General features: G+C 46.8%; 15 protein-coding genes. 10 read left to right on the forward strand and 5 right to left on the reverse strand.

From position 1 onward, the window contains the following. Window positions 1-442 precede the first annotated feature (442 nt). On the reverse strand, window positions 443-754 hold the full coding sequence (locus QUB70_RS01660) for a 30S ribosomal protein PSRP-3 (protein WP_332978093.1): 312 nt from the start codon (window positions 752-754) through the stop codon (window positions 443-445). Between the two features lie 177 nt (window positions 755-931). On the opposite strand from QUB70_RS01660, the gene QUB70_RS01665 reads away from it, so the two are divergent. Then, window positions 932-1,777, forward strand: a complete 846-nt coding sequence (locus QUB70_RS01665) for a TIGR01548 family HAD-type hydrolase (RefSeq protein WP_332978004.1) — start codon at window positions 932-934, stop codon at window positions 1,775-1,777. Window positions 1,778-2,032: 255 nt separating this feature from the next. Here the strand turns inward: QUB70_RS01665 and QUB70_RS01670 are convergent, their stop codons facing one another. Next, window positions 2,033-2,851, reverse strand: a complete 819-nt coding sequence (locus tag QUB70_RS01670) for a tetratricopeptide repeat protein (RefSeq protein ID WP_332978005.1) — start codon at window positions 2,849-2,851, stop codon at window positions 2,033-2,035. Between the two features lie 370 nt (window positions 2,852-3,221). Between QUB70_RS01670 and QUB70_RS01675 the strand changes: the two genes are divergently transcribed. Both QUB70_RS01675 and QUB70_RS01680 read left to right on the forward strand, forming a co-directional pair. Then, window positions 3,222-3,971 (forward strand): cobalt-precorrin-6A reductase, encoded by a 750-nt coding sequence (locus tag QUB70_RS01675; RefSeq protein WP_332978006.1) that lies wholly within the window; start codon window positions 3,222-3,224, stop codon window positions 3,969-3,971. A 715-nt stretch (window positions 3,972-4,686) separates the two neighbouring features. Next, entirely contained in the window at window positions 4,687-5,079 is a 393-nt protein-coding gene (locus tag QUB70_RS01680) for a DUF423 domain-containing protein (RefSeq protein ID WP_332978007.1), read from the forward strand. A 123-nt stretch (window positions 5,080-5,202) separates the two neighbouring features. On the opposite strand, the gene QUB70_RS01685 is transcribed toward QUB70_RS01680, so the two are convergent. Further along, window positions 5,203-6,291, reverse strand: coding sequence for a hypothetical protein (locus tag QUB70_RS01685; protein ID WP_332978008.1), 1,089 nt, complete (start codon window positions 6,289-6,291; stop codon window positions 5,203-5,205). A gap of 827 nt (window positions 6,292-7,118) precedes the next feature. Here QUB70_RS01685 and QUB70_RS01690 point away from each other — a divergent pair. Further along, window positions 7,119-8,552, forward strand: coding sequence for a phosphoglucomutase/phosphomannomutase family protein (locus QUB70_RS01690; RefSeq protein ID WP_332978009.1), 1,434 nt, complete (start codon window positions 7,119-7,121; stop codon window positions 8,550-8,552). A 380-nt stretch (window positions 8,553-8,932) separates the two neighbouring features. Here QUB70_RS01690 and lepA read toward each other — a convergent pair whose 3' ends face one another. After that, window positions 8,933-10,747: a translation elongation factor 4 gene (gene lepA, locus QUB70_RS01695; protein ID WP_332978010.1), complete on the reverse strand. Its 1,815-nt coding sequence runs from the start codon at window positions 10,745-10,747 to the stop codon at window positions 8,933-8,935. Window positions 10,748-11,295: 548 nt separating this feature from the next. Between lepA and QUB70_RS01700 the strand changes: the two genes are divergently transcribed. From QUB70_RS01700 to QUB70_RS01710, 3 genes are all read left to right on the forward strand, one after another. Further along, window positions 11,296-11,523, forward strand: a complete 228-nt coding sequence (locus tag QUB70_RS01700) for a type II toxin-antitoxin system CcdA family antitoxin (protein ID WP_265237347.1) — start codon at window positions 11,296-11,298, stop codon at window positions 11,521-11,523. Window positions 11,524-12,097: 574 nt separating this feature from the next. Further along, window positions 12,098-13,993, forward strand: coding sequence for an ATP-binding protein (locus tag QUB70_RS01705; RefSeq protein WP_332978011.1), 1,896 nt, complete (start codon window positions 12,098-12,100; stop codon window positions 13,991-13,993). A gap of 797 nt (window positions 13,994-14,790) precedes the next feature. Beyond that, complete coding sequence (locus QUB70_RS01710; protein ID WP_332978012.1) at window positions 14,791-15,600, forward strand: GAF domain-containing sensor histidine kinase; 810 nt, start codon at window positions 14,791-14,793, stop codon at window positions 15,598-15,600. A gap of 307 nt (window positions 15,601-15,907) precedes the next feature. Here the strand turns inward: QUB70_RS01710 and QUB70_RS01715 are convergent, their stop codons facing one another. Further along, entirely contained in the window at window positions 15,908-17,446 is a 1,539-nt protein-coding gene (locus QUB70_RS01715) for a PAS domain-containing protein (RefSeq protein WP_332978013.1), read from the reverse strand. Between the two features lie 440 nt (window positions 17,447-17,886). Here QUB70_RS01715 and QUB70_RS01720 point away from each other — a divergent pair, with 440 nt between their 5' ends. The 3 genes from QUB70_RS01720 to QUB70_RS01730 all read left to right on the forward strand — a co-directional run bounded on the left by QUB70_RS01720 (window position 17,887) and on the right by QUB70_RS01730 (window position 21,320). Beyond that, entirely contained in the window at window positions 17,887-18,537 is a 651-nt protein-coding gene (locus QUB70_RS01720) for a DUF3386 domain-containing protein (protein WP_332978014.1), read from the forward strand. A gap of 138 nt (window positions 18,538-18,675) precedes the next feature. Then, entirely contained in the window at window positions 18,676-18,915 is a 240-nt protein-coding gene (locus tag QUB70_RS01725; protein ID WP_193975189.1) for a NifU family protein, read from the forward strand. A gap of 158 nt (window positions 18,916-19,073) precedes the next feature. After that, on the forward strand, window positions 19,074-21,320 hold the full coding sequence (locus QUB70_RS01730; RefSeq protein WP_332978015.1) for a glycoside hydrolase: 2,247 nt from the start codon (window positions 19,074-19,076) through the stop codon (window positions 21,318-21,320). Window positions 21,321-21,326: the final 6 nt, after the last annotated feature.

Raw genomic sequence — 21,326 nt, forward strand, 5'->3', positions numbered from 1 at the left:
CTTGTGGAACGGGCCGGAAAGCCCGTTCAAAAGGCTTATTGACAATGGTGCAACATCTCAGTTATAACTCACATCTTGCACCCTTTTCAATAACAGGCAAGATGCCTGTTCCACAAAGAGGGAATTTTCTTGTGGAACGGGCATCTTGCCTGTTCGTAAAAAGCTATAAGCAGCGCGTCAAAACACTTTTCGCGTAAGTATTAATTATCAAAAAAACGCCGATTTTATAGCTTTATTTTCGATAAGTCTCAAATCGACTAAGCCCAAAACCCGAGTTTGTCTAAAAATCGGAGTTCGTATTTCGATAAGCTGTAGCACATTTAAATTGTATGTTTCGCGGCGAGGTGGAAAAAGCGTCAAATCCTCTCGCCTTCTCCCCCTCTCTCCTTCCCTCCGTCAGCCATAACAGGCAATTTATATGGGTAGCAACTTAAAGCTGGGCTTAGTTGCTGCCGGTAAAAGTCACTTCGGGGAACTTAGACTGAGCTTCAGTCACCGGGCGCCGTCTGCCTTCCTCTTGCCAGTAGTTGATTACTTCTGTAGCTTGGTTGAGGACTTCGACGCGATCGTTGTCAGCAATCCAGTGTTTGGCTTCGAGTTCGTTTTTGAGTTCTTCCCACGCATCCTTGCGGGGCCAGAAAAAATAAGCTGTCAGCGGGCTAGTTCCTTTACCGACAACTTGGTCAACGGCGAGGGCAACATTCTCTTCTAGCCAGAGAACTTTTAAGATGAACTTGGACAAGCAAACCTCCAGGGTTCCGATCGAACTTGTTAAAAATTTCTACAATCGCTAAGCGTAGCACATTCTGTTCAATAATGAGTCATCAGTGATTAAAAGTTTTGTCGCGCCGCTGGGTTTCGCGCCCGAAATTGGCTTGAAATCGATAAAATTTGGGTTCTCACCGGCCCTAGCTACAAGGATGGTTAAGTTGTGAACAAAGTTATTTTAGTCTTCGACATTGACGGTGTGGTGCGGGATGTGTCCGGTTCTTACCGGCGGGCGATCGCGGATGCGGTGGAACATTTCACGGCGGGTGCTTTTCGCCCGAATTCTCTGGATATCGACTCTCTGAAGTCTGAGGGAGTGTGGAATAATGACTGGGAAGCGTCTTTTGAGTTAGTTTGCCGTTATTTTGAGGCGATCGGGCGATCGAGAAACCAACTCTCTCTGAACTATGACGAATTAGTAGCTTTTTTCCAAAGTCGCTATCGCGGGCCCGACGAGCAAAATTGGACTGGTTACATTTGTGACGAACCGCTGCTGTTAAGTCCGGCTTACCTAGAAAATTTAACAGTTGGGGGCATTGTTTGGGGCTTTTTTAGCGGCGCGATGCGGGATGAAGCTGCTTATGTTTTGTCAGGAAAACTGAATTTAAATTCTCCCGTGTTGGTGGCGATGGAAGATGCACCGGGAAAACCCGATCCGACTGGACTTTTTGCGGCAATTGAACAGTTGGAAAACCTGCACGGTTTGGAAAAGAATTTGCCCGTAATTTACGCGGGAGATACTGTTGCCGATATTTACACGGTTGTGAAGGCGCGACAAGTGCAACCAAATCGAGTTTGGCTGGGGACGGGAATTTTGCCACCTCATGTTTTGGATGATTCTGAGCGCTGCGAGGCTTATGCTGCGGCGCTGAAAAAAGCAGGTGCGGATGCGGTTTTCAGGAATGTTGAGGAGTTGACTACCGCGCGGATCGAAGCATTGGTTAAGACGGCGGTTGAAACCGCGTCTACACAAACGATGTCCGCCTCCGCGGACTCAAGCATTGGTTGAGACGGCGGTTGAAACCGCGTCTACACAAACGATGTCCGCCTCCGCGGACTCAAGAATATAACATAATTTTAACCCTTTGATCTTCAACCTGCGGAGGCAGGTTTTGTTTGTATAGACGCGGTTTTAACCGCCGTCTAATCTTCAACCTGCGGAGGCAGGTTTTGTTTGTATAGACGCGGTTTTAACCGCCGTCTAATCTTCAACCTGCGGAGGCAGGTTTTGTTTGTATAGAAGCGGTTTTAACCGCCGTCCGATCTATTTCAAGTTCAAGAATTTGTCTAATGCGCTGACTGCAACAGGCGGCCAGCGGCGGGTATTTGCAACCCAATCGAGGTCTTTGTAGCGGGAATCGAGGCCGACTGCGGCTACCCAATTGCTCTCAGCTTCACCGCGATTTCCGGCTTCCCAAAGACAGGCGGTGAGTGCGGCTCTCATGTCGGCAAATTGGGGGTATCTGCGGACGATGTTTTTCATGTTGCGAATTGCTTCTTTGGTTTGCCCGTTTTGATAAAGTGCGAGGGCGTGATTGGCGCGGGCAAAGGCATATTCGGGGGCTAATTCAAAGGCTTTGCTGTAGTCGGCAATTGCTTGTTCCCATTTTCCTAAACCGGCTTCGGCGTTGCCTCGGTTGTTGTAGGCGGCTGGATCTTTGGGGTCTAATTCTAGCACGTGATTGTAGTCTGCGATCGCTTCTTCCCAGCGTCCTAAACCTTCTAAGGCGGTGCCGCGATTCAAGTAGGGATCGGGGGCGATGGGAGCTAGTTCGATCGCTTTTTCGTAGTCGGAAATAGCTGCTTGTAGTTTGTTTTGGCTGACTCTAGAATTGCCTCGGTTGCTCCAAGCCGCGGCTTGTGAGGGAAATTTGTCAATGATTTGAGTCCAAAAAGTTTCAGCGGCGGGAAATTTGCCTTCGTTTGTAGCTTCAAAAGCTTTTTGAACGAGTTCTCCTAATTCCTGCTGCGGATCGGCGATATCTGTTGGTTGTACTTGTGCGGCAGCGGACGCGATATTCCCCAACCAAACTAACCCGGTTACAATTAATACTGTAAAAAATGTGAAAAATGAGCGAATCATCGTTGTTGGCAGTTTAAACTTTACTAAACATATTATTAACCGAATTTGCGGGCGTTGGTTAGAAGATGTTTGAAAAGTCTCGGCGACTTAAGTCGCAGCTACACAGACAAAACCTGCCTCCGCAGGTTCTGGATTTTGTTTAGTCGGCGTAGGTGTTCACTGAGTTTGTCGAATGTGCGGACTTTGGTTGTGTAGTTGCGGGTTTAACTGAGATGTTGCACCATTCTGAATTACTTGTTTAGGAACAGGCTTTTCGGCCTGTTCCACAAGAAAATTCACTCTTTGTGGAACAGGCCTCTTGCCTGTTCTTAAAAATCGTGCAAGATGTGAGTTTTAACCGTCAGTTTATGTAGTCGCTAAGGGTAATTTGGTGAAAAAACGGTTGCTAATTTTGGGCGGAACGGGGGATGCTGCTGAACTGGCTGCCAGGGCTTCCCAAATCGCTGATATTGAGGTTGTATCTTCGCTAGCAGGACGCACTCAACAGCCTTTTATCCCAAAAACGGGTACGGTGCGAATTGGGGGGTTTGGTGGGGCGGCTGGGCTGGCGCAGTTTTTGCTCGATCGCCCGATCGACTTGTTAATTGATGCTACTCATCCGTTTGCGGCTCAGATTTCTGCCAATGCTGCTGTTGCTGCTGCTGAATGTAATGTGCCCTATTTGATGCTGGTGCGTCCAACTTGGGAGATGGTGGAGGGCGATCGCTGGATTGAAGTTGCCAGCCACTCGGAGGCGGCAATTGCTTTATTAGGGCAGTCTGGGCGGGTGTTTCTCAGCATTGGCAGGCAGGAATTGGCTGCCTTTGCGGGTTTGGATGCTATTTGGTTTTTGATGCGGGCGATCGATCCTCCTGCACTAAATACTCCTCTTCCTAACGGTAAATTGTTATTAGCAAGGGGGCCTTTTACATTAGAAGACGAGCGAGAATTGCTGTTAGAATATCAGATTGATACAATTGTTAGTAAAAACAGCGGGGGAGGTGCTACTTATGCTAAAATTTTTGCAGCGCGGGAACTGGGAATTCCGGTTGTGATGGTGCAGCGGCCACCGATTCCCGATGTAGAGCAGGTTGCTGAGGTGGAAGAAGCTATTTTTTGGTTAATTAAGCAGTTGAATTGAATTGAACCGCGAAGACGCAAAGGACGCGACTGAAGAGGGAGAAGAAGATAGGTAGATAAACGCTATTTGCATCGCAATCATATTTTTATTCGTGCAGTGCGATCGGGACGCTCGCGAGAGGTTATAATTCCGCTGTCAGCGAATTTAATATGATTATTTGCTTTTATTCTCGCTGTTCAAAGAGTTAAGACGATCGTTCATCTCTTGTAGATATGCTTTTAAAACTGGATACTGGGAAGTTGCTAGCAGCGCATCTTTTTTCTGGGTGGCATTTGTTTCTAAGGGCAAAACGCGATAGTTCGTTTTATTGTTCAGAAATAATTAAGAGAATAATAGACCTCTTGCAAAAATAACTAGGACGGGCTCTGGGGCCCATCCCACAAAATTTTTTTTCTTGTGGAACGGGCCGGAGAGCCCGTTCCAGAATTTGATTAAAAGGATTTTTGCAAGATGTCTAATTAAAAAAAAGTATGAGTTAGCATAGGATGCGTCGAGGTGTTGGCGGCAAGCCAGACCCCATAGAATAAAAGGAAAAAACCGAAAAGCTGTCAGAATTAAAACAACTAGAAGATGAGGAACAAATTGATTTATACTATTTGAAAGTGTTTTTGATAAATATTTACCAAAATGGAACTATCGAGCCGTACCTCAAATCACTAAACAATCAAGTTTTTAATTTTGCATTCCTAAATTCAATTCAATTAATCATTAAATTATGTCATCACTAATCTTAACTCGAATCTTCCTAGCAACCGCAGCCGTATTCGGAGGTTTTTCTGTCGTCGGTGGCGCCTTTGCCTCTCACGCTTTAAAAGAGAAATTGACCGATCGCGCTTTAGCAATTTTTGAGACCGGCGCCCGATATCAAATGTATCATGCCCTAGCTCTATTGCTCGTCGCTTTACTCTTGAGCCGCGCCCAAGAGTCTCAAACTTTTTTTGCAGTCGCTGGATGGGCTTTTATTACCGGCACAATCATTTTTTCAGGCAGTTTGTACGCCCTGAGTTTGACTGACATCAAATGGCTGGGTGCCATTACCCCATTGGGAGGAGTTGCTTTTATTGTCGGTTGGGGATGTTTGGCAGTCGCAGCTTTTAGTTTTAAATAGAGATTGGCAATTCCTAATGCCAAATCCCTCCGCGAGAGTTCCGCTTTTTGACCCCATGCCCCATGCCCTATACCCCATGCCCCATGCCCCATGCCCTATACCCCATGCCCCATGCCCAATTCCCTAATTATCAAAAACATCGCTGGAAAACATCTCTGTCACAGTACGCAAGTAAGGTAAAAATACCGTTAAATCTTCATCAGGGAGGCGATCGGATATTTCCCAAAACAAAATTAGCAGCATATCTTGCACTAGCTGCCAACTTACATGAAGTTTTGGATACAGCATCACGCAAATTGGAAACAATTCTTGCTGTACCGGACCCATGCTTTCTTCCAAAACGCACCAGCACAAATAGCTTTGAAAAATCTCGACATCCCGGATACCAGAAACTTTTACCTCCCGATCGCTCAAATAACCGCTGCTGCTGCGGTATCCTTGATGCTGGGAACTAGCCCGATCGTACACTCCACTAGCAATCTGAGTCGTATGCTGCAACAAATGCTGAACGGCTAATAGAGCTTTTGAATTCGGGGGCTGATTCGCCGCAGCCTCGTTAATCTCTCCGTAGGGAATGTGCAGGTAGTCCTCTACAACTTTTAAGTATGGTGTAAATTCCGATCGCTCAGACTCGGAAAGACATCCTAACAAAATTTTGCTAGTGTATTGAAACTGTAACGTCACAAATCCCAGCACTAACGCATCTGCCTGTGAGTATTTCCGCCTCACTTGGATAATATCTTTTCCTACCAGCACTGACAAGCGGAAAACAGGTTCTCTATCGGCGTAAGCGTCTATCGCTTTCCGATATAAAGTGCTAGTGTCGGCAGCAATTTCTAAAGGATTAATTAAGCTCGGATCGATCGCGTGCCGCTCTATTTGTTCCCCTAAAACAGCTTCTACTCTACTCCAAGCTATCTCGCTGGCTAATTTCAGGGTATTTGTCAATTTGTCAACTATTTTAGCTCGATTTCCCTCAAAATTCGTCAACTTTGGGCTTTGGGAAATTTGTCGCGGGGCTTGGTTTTCTCGTGCCGCCAGTGTACTGTAATATTTTTTTGCCCAGCTAACTGCGAAGGAAGAAACGCTGACACTTTTAGCTTCTGGGAGTTTGTGAGTGTCTGAGTCGGTAATACCCTGTGACGCAAGACTGTCGCCCTGTTGAAGTTCGTCTGCTGGTAAAGACGAAGATACTTGTGAAATATTCGTCATTATCGACCTCGTTTTTTTATTAAGTCGCACCCGATCCATTCCCTTAACTTTTAATGTTGTTAACTACAATTTTCTGCATTTGTACGCTGAGAGTCATCCGCCATTGTGCTTAAAGCTATAGGCCATTTGGCTCTACTGCCTGCATCTTTTATAAGATATACGTTAATAACGTTATTTATTGTGTTTTAGAACACAATCATCCTGTGAGTCGCCACCTATTTTTTCTTACCAGTAAAACCCGCAGCAAAAAAAAATAATTTGCTTACAAGTTCAGACTTAAAGTCTATTGTGTCTCAAAAAAACTGAGCTTTGAAATATTTTATCTTTGTTTTCAATCGGTTTTGTCGATCGCCTTAGTTTCTCAAATAACCTATGCTAAATCACCAGCGAGCGGTGATTTGGATTAATTTATTTACCTAGCTAAATGAAAAATGTATTTTTAGCCTTGCGGTTGTTAGGAAACCGTCACAAATAAAACAAGCTGCTTTTATAAATAAATAATTAAATTTAAGATTAGAATAAAATTGATGTGCGTTTCGTTAATGCCATTGCCATCGCGTTTTTTTAGCTTTTTTTAGCTTTTCCAATCGCCCGCAACTGATAAGCGTTTATTATATCGCCAAACTACCTTTCAAAACCGGAATCTAGATAGGCTTGCCCGATCGCTCTTCAAGATTATCAACTCAGGCTGTTTCGAGTCCTCCTCCTACAGAGAGAGCTTGCCCCCATAGCGATAAGATGGGGTTGATTCGGCAAACAGCACGGCCAGTACGTCTTTAAGGCTATGGCTTCGGGTAGGATTAATAGGACGAGAGGAAGTGGATAAAATGAGCGCCAGCAGCAATTCAACAGAAATCAAGTTCGGAACCGATGGGTGGCGGGGACTGATTGCCCGCGACTTTACTTTTGCCAACGTGCGAAAAGTCACCCGGGCGATCGCCAGTTACCTAGAAACCGCTTACACCAAAGACCGACCAGTTCTAGTCTCCTACGATACCCGCTTTCTGGCAGACGAGTTCGCCCGCACCGCGGCGGAAGTATTGGCAGATTTGGGATGGACTGTGAAAGTGGTCGATCGAGATTGCCCCACACCAGTCATCGCCTACAGCGCCAAGCATCTAAACTCCGCAGGAGCTCTGATGTTCACGGCTTCGCACAATCCCGCACCTTACTGCGGCATCAAATACATCCCCGACTACGCAGGCCCGGCAACCCCGGAAATTACCGATACAATTGTGGCAAATATTGCTGGCGCTTCTGATGCCCCAGCCAAAGGCAGTCACAACGATAAAATCTCCACTTTTGACCCGAAACCCGAATATCTGAAGTTTCTTTATACTTTGATCGATGTGGAGCGGATTCGCTCTGCTAAGTTGAAAGTCAAGTACGACGCCCTTTATTCGACTTCTCGCGGCTATCTCGACGGGGTTTTGGAACACTGCGGCTGCGATGTCGAAAGTTTTCACACCTACCGCGACGTGCTGTTTGGCGGCGGAATGCCCGAACCCAAGGGCGAACAGTTAGTCGAGTTGGTGGAAGCTGTTAAGAAGGATTCGGCCGATTTGGGTTTGGCTACGGATGGCGACAGCGATCGCTTTGGTATTGTTGACGAGTTGGGAAATGTCTTGACTCCAAACACCGTGCTGTTGCTGCTGGCGCGTCACTTGGTTAAAAATAAAGGCTTGACTGGGGCGATCGTCCGTACCGTCGCAACTACTCACTTGCTAGACAATTTAGCCGCCAAGTACGGTTTAACAATCTACGAAACCGCAGTCGGTTTTAAATACATCGGCGAAAAAATGCGGGAAACTGCGGTGCTCATCGGTGGCGAAGAATCTGGCGGTTTGAGCGTTTTGGGTCACATTCCCGAAAAAGACGGGATTTTGGCTGATATGCTAGTTGCCGAGGCGATCGCCTATGAAGGCAAACCGCTTTCTCAGCTAGTCGAAGAAGCCATTAAAGAAGCCGACGGCCCCCTGTACAACAAACGCTTGGACTTGCACCTAGATGACGCCCACAAAGCAGCCGTTTTGGAATCTTTTACCAAGAATCCCCCGACGGAAATAGCGGGTATTGGCGTTAAGGAAATCGGCCGCAAAGACGGAATTAAACTTTATCTTGAAGATGGCGGCTGGGTATTGCTGCGGCCTTCGGGAACCGAACCCCTGATGCGCGTTTACATGGAAACAAATTCTGTGGAAAAAGAAAGCCAAGTTGCGGAATACATGGAAAAGGTAATTTCCCACTTAGAACCTGTTTAAATTTCCACCTATTCCAATGGGGGGTTTTTTCCCTACGGCTTGAGATTGTAGGGTGCGCACTGCGCACCTTACGTATTTTTGATAGCTCTTGCAAAGCTTCTGAACATTAATCATCAATACTGCTCAGTCAGTTATATATCAATACGGTTCAGTTAGTGCTGTTGCTTAATCAGGGTATGAAAAAATAATTTTAAAATCCAGAAACTGTGTCAAAAATGGTTTCTATGACTTGCATATTTTGCCTTGCATACCATAAATCAGCAACGCCCAATTTTAATTGTTATTGTGGGATGGGCGTCCCGGCCGTCCAAAAAGGGCGGGCGGGACGCCCAACCCCTACTCCCCACTTTCAAGAGTGTAAGTTATTTAATTCTCATTCCTTACGAATCTCGATCGAGCTTCAGCACAGCCATAAAAGCCTCCTGCGGCACATCCACAGTACCCACAGACTTCATCCGCTTCTTACCCTTCGCCTGCTTTTGCAGCAACTTCTTCTTCCGGGAAATATCACCGCCGTAACACTTAGCCAACACATCCTTCCGCAAAGCCGGAATGTGTTCCGAAGCAATCACCTTAGCGCCAATTGTCGCTTGAATCGGCACCTTAAATTGATGGCGGGGAATCAATTCCTTGAGTTTTTCCGTCAAGCTGCGGCCCACATTATAAGCCTTATCGCGGTGTACGATCATCGCCAAAGCATCAACCGGATCGCCATTAATTAAAATGTCCAGTTTCACCAGCGGATTTTCGCGGTAGCCAATTATGTGATACTCCATGCTCGCATAACCGCGCGATCGCGATTTCATCTGGTCAAAAAAGTCCGTCACCACCTCCGCCAAAGGCAACTCGTAAACCAGCGTAGTTCGGCCTTGACTCAGATACTTCATATCCATAAAAATGCCCCGCCGACTTTGAGACAGTTCCATCAGCGCCCCCACATAGGTTTCCGGCGACAGCATTTCTACCCGCACGTAAGGCTCCTCAATTTTCTCCCGATACTGAGGATCTGGCAAGTGGCTGGGATTGTCAATTGTTAACACTTCTCCTTTGATTGTTGTGACTTGATAAACCACAGAAGGAGCCGTAACAATCAAATCCAAATTGTATTCTCTCTCCAGTCTTTCTTGCACAATTTCCATGTGCAGCAAACCCAAGAAACCGCAGCGGAAACCAAATCCCATCGCGCTCGAAGTTTCCGGTTCGTAAGAAAGCGCCGCATCGTTGAGTTCGAGTTTTTCTAAGGCTTCCCGCAAATCTGGAAATTGGTCGGCATCGATCGGGAACAAGCCGCAAAAAACCATCGGTTTTGCTTCTGTATAACCCGGCCAAGGCTCCGATGCAGGCTTTTTGACTAAAGTAATCGTATCGCCGACGCGAGCATCAGCTACTGCTTTAATTGCCGCGCCCAGATAACCGACTTCCCCCGCGTGCAGTTCGTCTACTTGAACTTGCGTCGGTGAAAGGATGCCCAATTCATCGATGACATATTCCTTTCCCGAAACCATCAACAAAACTCGATCGCCCTTTTTGACACTGCCATCCATCACCCGGAAATAAACAATTACCCCCCGATAAGCATCGTAATAACTGTCAAAAATTAGCGCCCTGAGCGGTTTGTCAACAGTATCCTGCGGCGGCGGCACCAATTCGACGATCGACTCCAAAATCTCATCAATACCAATTCCTTCCTTAGCAGAAGCCTCAATCGCCCCGCTACAGTCCAGACCGATAATTTCTTCAATTTCCCCTTTTACCCGTTCCGGTTCTGCCCCCGGCAGGTCAATTTTATTTAAAACAGGAATAATTTCCAGATTGTTTCCCAAGGCAAGATAGACATTTGCCAGGGTTTGTGCTTCCACGCCTTGAGATGCGTCAACCACCAGCAGCGCACCTTCGCAAGCAGCGAGCGATCGCGACACCTCGTAAGAGAAATCGACGTGTCCGGGAGTGTCGATCAGATTGAGCACGTACTCCTGACCGTCCTTAGCAGTGTAATTCATGCGAGCCGCTTGCAGCTTGATCGTGATGCCGCGTTCGCGTTCGAGATCCATATTGTCTAAAAACTGCTCCTTCATCTCCCGTGCCTGCACAGTCCCAGTCGCCTGCAACAGCCGATCGGCCAGGGTGGATTTTCCGTGGTCGATGTGAGCAATAATCGAAAAATTACGAATGCGAGATACAGGGACGTTAGTCATAAAACCTATCGGCAAAAGATTGACTTTTGTTGTATTATAAAACTTCATTCAATCTACAATCATTTATACTCATTTAGAGACTTAAATATAATTTAATTTTTTCTCGGCTGTGGGTTGACAGCTCCATTGTATTTATGCTATGTTTATCAGCTAACTCCAGCCAAGACCCCTCCTGGAAAAAAACTTTTCTCTTTGTTATTGTAAAAATAGTGTAAAAAAAGCTGTTGAACGGTTGGGGATGCTGTCGATCGCCAGCATCCGTCCTCAAACCCCCATTCCAGTCAGGTTGCTCAACCGGCGGGCGATCGCCAACTTAAAAATATTGGTGAGAAGTTGCTGGCGCTTGACAAGAAGCAGATAATTTGGTCAAATGACGGAAGCGGGACGGTAAGGGTGTAAAAAAAATACAGGTTTTGATCCGCTGTGAATCTGTACTAGGGATCAGGCATCACTTCCTTCAAAACACTTCCTTCATTCAAACAAAACAAAAAAGCGTAAATTCCTAGAAGGAATTGAAACTTAAGAATTACAACTAGGATTTTTTAACTATGAGCGAGTCAAGGATACCATCCCACAGTTCGTCAGAAAAAGTGGAACTATCTATCCATATAGATTCTGAACTGCTAGACCAAATTAAGCACTTGACGAATGACCCCAGCAAAGTCATTGAAACAGCAATCAAGCAGTGGCTCAGAGGCGAGCGCCGCGAAGACGATCAGGCTATGAGTTTGCGCCGCAACCCCCCAGTCCCGCCCCGCGGCGAGTGGAACGACTGAGGTTCTCTCCTCTCTCGCCCGAGACGGCGCGCGCAAATCTGCTGGCTGTGAAATTTCGAGTTCCGGCTTCGAGTTCCGGCAGATTTCGCGGCGAAAACTACAGGTTTTGGGCGATCGAACGCTTGTAAACTCGCAACCTCGGAACTCTTCAAGGTGAAAGCAAAGATGCGCTCGCCAGTCTCCCACTTGAGTTGTTTGCAGCCTCAAATTTTGGGGTGATTTTCAAACTCGATCGTTAATCGGTGCAGACTACTAATTCCTAAATCTTAAATTTTATTTTTTAATTAGCAAAAACGGCGGACAACAAATAGTTTTGACTTTTGAGTAGAGTTCTGAATTAAATAATTAATATCTTTTTAGTTCATTAATAACTCAAAACGCAATGGTAGAAGCCTAAAATAGTGGTAAATTGTGAGTTTCGATCTGTGAATTGTTAATTAAATATCCCACAAATTTTTAGTTGATTAAGAACTCAAAACTTAACGGTCGAAGCCCAAAACAATTTTTCCTTCTTGAGTTTTGAATTAAAAACTCAAGAAGGAAAAAATCCGAACTACTTTCATCCCCAACTCTGATGGACTCTAACACAGATTTCCGGCGATCGAGCCTCGCCTCTACAGCCTTTTTTCAAGAGTTAGGGGCAGAATTAGTATTTACCCAAGACGCAAGGGGTCAGTATCTATCTTTTTACTGGCAAAAAGCCGAGCAGTACAACCTCACAGCAGAACAAATTGTCGATCGCCCCCTCAGCGAAACCCTGCAACCCATCCCCCCTGCGCCTTATCTCGATATCCTGCGACGGGCGATCGAAACCCTCGTACCGCAACGGTTCAGCTATCCATTTAGCCGCGGCGAACAATATTTTCTTTTCGATTTGACAGTCACTCCCGCGATCGACTCAAACGGCAAAGCTACAAAAGTCTTAGTTATGGGAAGGCTGCTGTCTGACAAACCCGCAGAATTGCCGCCAGATTCCCCAGAATTCATGCCCGATCGAGCTTTGCCATCCCCCCCGGACGCCCGCCAACAAATGCCGCTTCCCGATCGCCGCATCGGTCGATCGCTCCCTCCCAACTGGGAAATCGACCGCAAAATCATCTCCCAAATCGCTCAAAATCTGCACAGAACCCTCGACCTAGAGACAATTTGGCAGCAAACAGCTAACAGTTTGGGTCAAGTCTTGAACGCGAGCCGCTGCATCATCTGTTCCTACAAAAAAGACAGCGAAAATCTCCAATCCTCCCCATTCCTTGCCCCAGAAAATCAGCAAAATTCGGCCGCCCCAGCAGCCGAATTGCAACAGTCAATTGCCAGCGATCGCTCGCCCCCGCTTTTGCCAGATCAAATCGAAAATCTTCAATCGAAAACTCTTAAAGTAGTAGCTGAGTACCGCCAAGAACCTTACTCTTCCATGCTGGGATTAGAACTGCGCGCAGCCGAACAGCCGGGGTGGATTCAAACTTTAGCCACCTTACAACCAGTAGCAGTCGATTACGCCTCCCCCGTCGCCGATCCCTTCGGTCGCCATTCCGTACTCGTAGCAGCTACCTCCTATGAAGACCAACCCAATGCACTGATCGGTTTGCACCGCTGCGGCAATTCCTCTAAATGGAGTCCAGTCGAACTCGAATTCGCCCGCGAGTTAGTCGCTCAAGTCGGCAGCGCGATCGCCCACGCTACACTTTACCAAGAATTAGAACAGGCCCGCGCCGAAGCCGTAGCTCTTTCCCAACTGAAAAGCCAATTTCTGGCCAATACTTCTCACGAACTCCGCACCCCTCTCAACGGCATCCTCGGCTTTCTGAAACTGCTTATGGACGGCATGGCAGATGACCCCGAAGAAGCGCACCAATTTATCGAAGAAGCTTACCGATCGGCAGTACACTTGTTCAATGTGATTAACGATATTTTGGATATCGCTAAAATCGAAGCTGGCAAAATGCACTTAGACCTCGCTCCCGTCAAACTCGGCGAACTTTTGCAGCAAGTTGAGAATTTTACGCGGGTTCAAGTGCAGCAAAAGCGATTGCAATTTCAAATCCAAAAACCGCCTGTCGAGGACGAAATTATTTTGTACGGCAACTACCAACGCCTGCTTCAAGTAATTTTGAACCTCACGGGCAATGCGATTAAATTTACCGGGGAAGGGGGAATTCGCATCACTGCCGAAGTTATTAAGAAAAAGGTGACCGTTCACAACCAGCAGTTCCCCGGAATGGTAAAAATCCGAGTCGCTGATACTGGTATTGGCGTTTCTCTAGACAAGCAAGATAAATTATTTGAGTCGTTTTTTCAGGTAGACGGCGCTCGTACCAGGCAATACGGCGGCACCGGTTTGGGATTGGCTATTTCTCAAAAAATGGTAGAAGCAATGGGGGGTACAGTAAATTTTTACAGTATGGGGGAAGGACTCGGATCGACTGTTACTTTTACTGTGCCGCTTTATCAAGAACCACTCTTAAAAAATTAATCATCGGTCATCGGGAAAAAGGTAATTGGTAATTCGTAATTGGGACGTTGAAGGAAGTTCGGCAATGGATTGTCTAACGGATTTAACTGATGTTGAGGGAAGAAGCAACAGGGAATCACGAAGAAGCAACAGGGAAAAAAACAGCTATCCGTGTATCCGCAACCAAGAATTTCTTGATAGTACAAGCCCCCGGATTTATCCGTGGAGTCAATCCAAAATCCAAACTCTAAAATCTAAAATCGAATGACTTCCGTTTCCTGAATAAAGGTAATTCATAATTCGTAATTTTCCTACAGAGACAGTTCGATCGCGCGCCACAGTATCAATTATTACTCTATCTGCTGCCAAGCTCCCTCATTTGGTGTTTTGAAGTCAGACCGATCGCCCCCGCCACTTCCTGGGCCCCACCCAGAATTCGCATCAATGGAATCCGACGCCCTAGGGATAACAGCTCATCTTTATCTGTCCCCTGGGGGCTAACACCTCCCAGTAAACCCCCGCAAATCGCCAACTTTAACAATAACTTATTGAAGTTTTACAATACCAATGATTCAGCTTCCAAATCCCCTACTGTAAAGGATTCTTCAAAAAACAGGACGCTTTCCGTTCTATGTGAAAACCATAAAGATATTGTAAAGACACCGAGACTACTTAGTAATGTTTGACGGTGTGTGGCAATATTTAAGTGTAATTACGTAAGTCCGAAGTCGGACAGCCTGCGACTGGCAAATTTAGTAAATTCCTTCTCTGTTGGCGGGGTGGTAAACTTTTGCCAGTCTAGTAGAAAAAGGGTTGCTATGAATCAGCAAGTATCAGCTCAATCACAAAAACTTTTACTCCAAATTGGCCGAAAAATTCGTCGAACCTTGGATATCGATACCATTTGGCAGCAAACAGTTAACAGTCTGGGACAAAATCTAGGCGTCAGCCGCTGCATCATTTGTCCCTATCCAAGTTCTAGCCTGCAAGTCAAAGTAGCTGCTGAATACTGCCAAGAACCATTTCTACCCATGCTGGGAATGGAAATCTCGCTCACAGCAGCACCTCATTTCATTCAAGCTCTAGCCACCCTCGAACCGGTGGTAGAAGAGTCCTTTGGGGCCGATGACCCTTTTGAGCGGCAGTCGGTGCTAGTGGTGGCTACCGCTTATCAAGAGCAACCTAACGGCATAATTAGCTTGCACCGGTGCGAGGGCGGATCGTCGGGAAAGGGTAATGCCGATCGACCTTGGACTCAATGTCAGATCGAATTCGCACAAGAACTTGCCGATCAAGTAGGAAGTGCGATCGCGCTGGCCACCCTCTACCACGAGAACAGCCAGCGAACACAAGAAATATCCCACCTCAAAAAGGAATTTTTGTTGAACGCGTCCCACGAGCTGCGCACTCCCCTAAATCACATCATCGGCTATCTTCAACTAACCATAGACGATCAAGCTGACGATCCGATAGAGGAGAGAGATTTTATCCAAGAAGCTCACCGTTCGGCTATCCACCTTTATAAGGTAATTGGTAATGTCTTAGATTTCATTCAGTCAAGTGAAGCGTGCAAAGCTCACGTAGAGTTAGCCGCTTTCAGGAGCCAGGAGAAATCTGGGCCTCAGTAAAGATTCGAGCCACCCATTCAAAAAGTCGAATATTTAGCGTGCAGACAAGTCTTATGCCTGAAAAATCTGACTGTTGCATTTATAGATTCCCTTAATAAATTTGGTGGCTAGTTACTCAATTATTTTTAGGTATTTAGGGTTTTATACCGCACAGGATACCAACTACTAAAGGTAGCATCTGGGTTTATTTCTCATATTATTTCCGCTCGAACGACCTGATCGAATAGGTTATTTAACCGGAAATGATATCGCAAGCAGAAGAGGGAAGTTTCGCACTTTTAATATTTTTAACTTGTGCTTTAGAGAATTACCGATCGCCGTTTTTTCTCTGAGTTTTTGGAGGTTTGACATAGCGCGCCCAAAAAGGTTCCTCCATATCTTTCATCGCTGCTAGTTGTTGGCGCTTCTCCTGTATGCGCTGGCGTTCTGAAAGGTCAGAAAATATGTTGATGCTGCCGATAGTCTCGCCGCCGACATCTCGCACAGGTGCGGCAAACAGCCAAACATCGATCGAGCTACCGTCTTTTTTCAACAAAGACACTTCCAAACCGTTTTGCGGTTTGCCATTGCACGCAGACTTCAGCAGCGCGTAAAAATCTTGCTTTTGGCCTTCAGGAATATTCGGTAAAGATTGCCCTAAAACCTCAGCCGAAGTCCAGCCAAAAAGTTGTTCGGCGGCGCGGTTCCAGACAAGGGTACGGCCGTTATTGTCGGTACAGTTAATCGCCAGCGGTGCCGATGCCATCTGCGCTATCATTACTTCGTTAACGAGTTGCAGTTTCAATTCTACTTGCTTGCGATCGGTAATTTCCTGACAAGCGCCCCACAAACGAACAACCCGTTCAGCAGTTTTGTCCCACACCACTTGCCAGCAGTCCCGCACCCAGCGCACCTCGCCTTTTCGATCGATAATGCGGTACTCGTTGACTCCCGTGCGGCTGAAAGTACAGCCTTCTAATTGTTTAATTAATATTTCCCTATCGTCGGGATGAACGAGTTCGGAGTTCCACCAACCAAAGGATTCTAATTCTTCAGGAACGCGACCCGCGCAGCGCTCAAAAGCTTCTGTAGCCCACTCGCAGGTAAACTTGCCGTCTGGCAGTGCCTTAAAAGAATAGGCAAAATCCGAAGTAATTTGCGACATAACTCTATAGTGCAGTTCCGACTCCCGGACTGCGATTTCTGCTTGCTTGCGTTCCCCTATTTCCCGGGAATTAATTATAATTCCCTGCACGCTAGAATCGTAAATCAAACTATTACCTATCGACTCCATGTAGAGCCAATAACCGTCAGCGTGGCGTATCCGATATTCGATCGATCCAGCAATTCCGGGAGCTTCTAACAACTTCCCAAAATACGCCTGCCAAGCCAGCAAATCGTCTGGATGGATTAACTCGCCGTGAAACTTGCCAATTCTTTCTTCTGGATTGTAACCCAAAACCTGCTGTAGGACTCCGCTGTGGTATCGGACTAGCCCGTCGGCGCCGACAATGCTAATTATATCTGGAGAATTTCGCAGCAGAGCTTGTATTTTGGCTTCGCTTTTAATTAATCCTTGATTGTCCCTGCGGTGCTGGCTAATTTCTTTGTCAAACTGCTCCTTTAGCTGTCTGATTTGCGATGCTTGCTGCGCGACAGTTCGTTCTAAGAGGCTATTTAATTTTTCGAGTTCAACCAGCTTTTCAGCGTTATTTTCCGCGCTTTCAAACTGGCGGCTGGCTGCCATTTCTTGCAAAAAATATGATAAATCATCCAGAATTTTTGTGACAATTTCTTGTTGCTGCGGTGAAAATTTGCTAGCTTGTTCCTGCAAAATTTCTAAGTGTTGGTAGACTGTTTCTAGCATTTTATTAATGAGGGAATCTAATAGTTGCCAAAGGTGCAACGCTAAAAAGCGGACACAAGTTTTTTCAAAATAACCTATAACTAAGAGTGGTGTCTGGCGCTCGAACGCGATCTCAACAATTAGCTATTTGGTGACTTTATTTTCACATTATACCAACCCATACAGAAGGTAAATTCTTGTGCCGATCGAACTAAGCTGTTGTGCATTTAAATTGTATATTTCGAGTCCCGATCGAACAATCGTCAAATCCTCTCCCCCGATCCCCATCGGACCCTCTCCCTCTCTAATACCATAGGCAATCTAGATGCAACACAGCTTACCAGCCCAGCAGCACCCGCCCCCAAGTGCTCGCGCGAGTACGGGCAACTCCCCTATCCGGTGAATGCGGGGCTTGGAGCGGTTAAGCTAAACTAGAGGGGTGTCAAGAGAAAGAGGGATTTATGACAGAGCCAGCCAACGCTCGCGATTTGTTTCGCGCTGCTTACGAACACCGCTACACTTGGGATGCCAATTTTCCCGGTTACAGTGCCGATATTGAACTCAAACAGGGCGACGAAGTATATACGGGTCATGTTTGGATCAAACCCGATATGAGCGTGGAAGTCAGCGGCATTGAAGACGAGGAAGTGCAGCAGAGCGTTTACACCCAAATGCGCGATATTGTCACCCACCGCAAACGCTCGACATTTGAAAAATCTCACGGGAAAAATAGCTTCACCCTCGGCGAGAAGGACAGCACCGGCGCTGTGGACATCTTGGTTGCCGGCGACTCAATGGGGTCTAATTATAAAATCCGAGGTCTGTCAATTTGTCAAGTCAGCCGGGTGATGGGTCGTATGGCCTTTGTAATTGACACCCACAAAAGCTTAGAGACTCCCGAGGGTTCTTTGGCCAGCCACTACGACGCCGTTTTCCGCAACCCCCAAACAAACGAAATCATCAGAGAACTCGAATTTGAAGACACCTTTGACAAAATAGGCGACTATTATGTCATGACCAAGCAAGTAGTGCGATCGAAAGAAAAAGGTCAATTGACAACAACCGAGTTCAACTACTCCAACGTCAAACTGCTAGAACCAGCAGTAGTGTAGCGCTAACCAAAAAACCTGTTTTATTTGAGAAAGCGGGTTTTGCTATTAGCGCAGGCAACCAAACCAAACTTTATTTGCTAGCAAGTAACGCTAGCATTAAACAAAGACAATTGTACTAAATAACGTACCAGGTGAAATATGACGACACTAGCACTAACCAGAGATAACGTCGAAACAGTTCTCGATGAAATGCGCCCCTACCTGATATCCGACGGCGGCAACGTCGAACTCGTAGAAATCGACGGCCCAGTAGTACACCTGAGACTGCAAGGAGCTTGCGGCTCTTGCCCCAGTTCCACAATGACTCTGAGAATGGGCATTGAACGCCGCCTGCGCGAGGCCATCCCAGAAATCTCCGAAGTTGAACAGGTAATGTAATTAGTCAGTTGGTAATTGGCAGTTGGCAGTTGACAGTTGACGGTTGACGGTTGACGGTTGACTGTTACCAATTACCAAATTTAATTACTAATTACCAAATTCAATTAGCAATTAGCAATTACCAATTAGCAATTACCAATTAGCAATTACTAAATTCAATGTCTCACCCCCTGTATGTAGCCTTCATTTGGCACCAACATCAACCGCTGTACAAATCCCGAGTATCAGCTAACTCCACAGAAGCTCAATACCGACTGCCTTGGGTGCGCTTGCACGGAGTCAAAGACTACTTGGATTTAGTGCTAATTCTGGAAAAATATCCCAAACTGCATCAAACCGTAAACCTGGTTCCATCCTTGATTTTGCAGATAGAAGACTGCATCGCAGACAGAGCATTAGACCCTTACTTGGCGGTGACATTAAAGCCAGCAGAAACTTTAAATCTCCAAGAACAAGAGTTTATTTTAGAACACTTCTTTGACGCCAATTACCACACTCTGATTCAGCCACACCCCCGCTACGATCGACTCTACACTCAGCGGCAGGAAAAAGGCATTCAGTGGTGTTTGGCAAACTGGAAATTGCAGGATTTTAGCGACTTGCTGGCCTGGCACAATTTAGCTTGGATTGACCCGATGTTTTGGGACGACCCCGAGATTGCAGGGTGGCTCAAACAAGGACAAAATTTTAGTTTGGCAGACAGAAAAAACATCTATTCAAAACAAAAAGAAATCCTCGCTCGCATCATTCCCCAGCACCGCAAAATGCAAGCTGAAGGACAGTTGGAAGTCTCGACAACCCCCTACACGCACCCGATTTTACCGCTGCTTGCCGACACCAACGGCGGCCGCATAGCCATTCCCAACATGACGCTGCCACAACACAGGTTTCAGTGGGAAGAAGATATTCCCCGACACCTGAGAAAAGCCTGGGAAATGTATGAAGACCGGTTTGAGTGCCAACCGCGCGGTTTGTGGCCGTCGGAACAAGCAGTCAGCCCGGAAATTTTGCCGTATATTGCCAAACAAGGCTTTAAATGGATAGTCTCGGACGAAGCAGTATTGGGGTGTACAATTAAACACTTTTTTAACCGCGACGGGGCGGGCAATGTCTGCGAACCCGAATTGTTATATCGCCCTTACCGTTTAGAAACTCCTGACGGCGATTTAGCCATAGTATTTAGAGACCACAGATTGTCTGATTTGATCGGGTTTACCTACAGTTCGATGGAACCGAAAAAAGCAGCGTCAGATTTGGTGGGACACTTAGAGGCGATCGGCAGAACTCTCAAACACCGACAGTCAGGCGGCCAAACAGCTTTAGAAAATCCCTGGTTAGTGACGATCGCCCTAGACGGCGAAAATTGCTGGGAATTCTATCCCGAAGACGGCAAACCGTTCTTAGAATCCCTCTATCAAACTCTCAGCGACAATCCAGATATCAAATTAGTCACAGTCTCGGAATTTCTCGACCAATTCCCAGCCACCGAAACAATTCCCGCCGCCCAACTGCACACAGGTTCCTGGGTGGACGGTTCCCTCACAACTTGGATCGGCGATCCCGCGAAAAATCGCGCTTGGGACATATTAGGGCCCGCCAGACAAATGCTGGCAAACCATCCAGAGGCCACAGAAGAAAGCAACCCAGAAGCTTGGGAAGCGCTTTATGCGGCCGAAGGTTCCGACTGGTTCTGGTGGTTTGGCGAGGGCCACACGTCGAACCAAGATGCCATGTTCGACCAGCTATTCCGCGAACACGTAGCGGCGATTTACGAAGCTCTCGGCGAGCCCGTACCTTCGGAAGTGCGGCGGCAAGTAGAGGCGCACCAAGTTCAAGGCGACCACCTGCCGATGAGCTTTATTCACCCGGTAATTGACGGTATCGGCAACGAACAGGATTGGGACAAAGCCGGTCGGATTGAAGTTGGGGGAGCAAGGGGTACGATGCACCGGAGTTCGGCAATTCAGCGGCTTTGGTACGGGGTTGACCACTTGAATTTTTACATTCGCGCCGACTTTAAGGCAGGGGTACGGCCGGGAATTGATTGCCCTCCAGAGTTAAATTTGTTCTGGTTTTATCCCGATCGCACGATGCAAAACAGTCTGATTCCGCTGTCGGGTTTGCCCGACGAAGCACCGCTAAACTACCGATTCCACCATCAGTTAGAGATTAATTTGCTGACGAAATCGATTGCGTTTCACGAAGCAGGAGAGGGCGATGAGTGGCAGCCCCGCCTCAGCCGAGCCCAAGTGGGATTAGATAAATGTTTGGAGGTAGCAGTGCCCTGGGCGGATTTGCAGATTATGCCCGACTGGCAGGTGAGGCTGATTGCAGTTTTATCGGAAGGGGAGCGTTACTCTACCTGTATGCCGGAAGAGGCTTTGATTGCGATCGGAATGCCGTAAAAAGTC

Origin of the sequence: Microcoleus sp. A003_D6 (genome assembly GCF_036702825.1) — a bacterium.
Classification (GTDB): domain Bacteria; phylum Cyanobacteriota; class Cyanobacteriia; order Cyanobacteriales; family Microcoleaceae; genus Microcoleus.

Excerpts from the sequence above, each read along its gene's own strand:
- QUB70_RS01720 (WP_332978014.1), top strand. The coding sequence starts at position 17,887 with ATGACAGAGCCAGCCAACGCTCGCGATTTGTTTCGCGCTGCTTACGAA.
- QUB70_RS01700 (WP_265237347.1), top strand. The coding sequence starts at position 11,296 with ATGAGCGAGTCAAGGATACCATCCCACAGTTCGTCAGAAAAAGTGGAA.
- QUB70_RS01715 (WP_332978013.1), bottom strand. The coding sequence starts at position 17,446 with ATGCTAGAAACAGTCTACCAACACTTAGAAATTTTGCAGGAACAAGCT.
- QUB70_RS01725 (WP_193975189.1), top strand. The coding sequence starts at position 18,676 with ATGACGACACTAGCACTAACCAGAGATAACGTCGAAACAGTTCTCGAT.
- lepA (WP_332978010.1), bottom strand. The coding sequence starts at position 10,747 with ATGACTAACGTCCCTGTATCTCGCATTCGTAATTTTTCGATTATTGCT.
- QUB70_RS01690 (WP_332978009.1), top strand. The coding sequence starts at position 7,119 with ATGAGCGCCAGCAGCAATTCAACAGAAATCAAGTTCGGAACCGATGGG.
- QUB70_RS01680 (WP_332978007.1), top strand. The coding sequence starts at position 4,687 with ATGTCATCACTAATCTTAACTCGAATCTTCCTAGCAACCGCAGCCGTA.
- QUB70_RS01710 (WP_332978012.1), top strand. The coding sequence starts at position 14,791 with ATGAATCAGCAAGTATCAGCTCAATCACAAAAACTTTTACTCCAAATT.
- QUB70_RS01730 (WP_332978015.1), top strand. The coding sequence starts at position 19,074 with ATGTCTCACCCCCTGTATGTAGCCTTCATTTGGCACCAACATCAACCG.
- QUB70_RS01670 (WP_332978005.1), bottom strand. The coding sequence starts at position 2,851 with ATGATTCGCTCATTTTTCACATTTTTTACAGTATTAATTGTAACCGGG.
- QUB70_RS01705 (WP_332978011.1), top strand. The coding sequence starts at position 12,098 with ATGGACTCTAACACAGATTTCCGGCGATCGAGCCTCGCCTCTACAGCC.
- QUB70_RS01685 (WP_332978008.1), bottom strand. The coding sequence starts at position 6,291 with ATGACGAATATTTCACAAGTATCTTCGTCTTTACCAGCAGACGAACTT.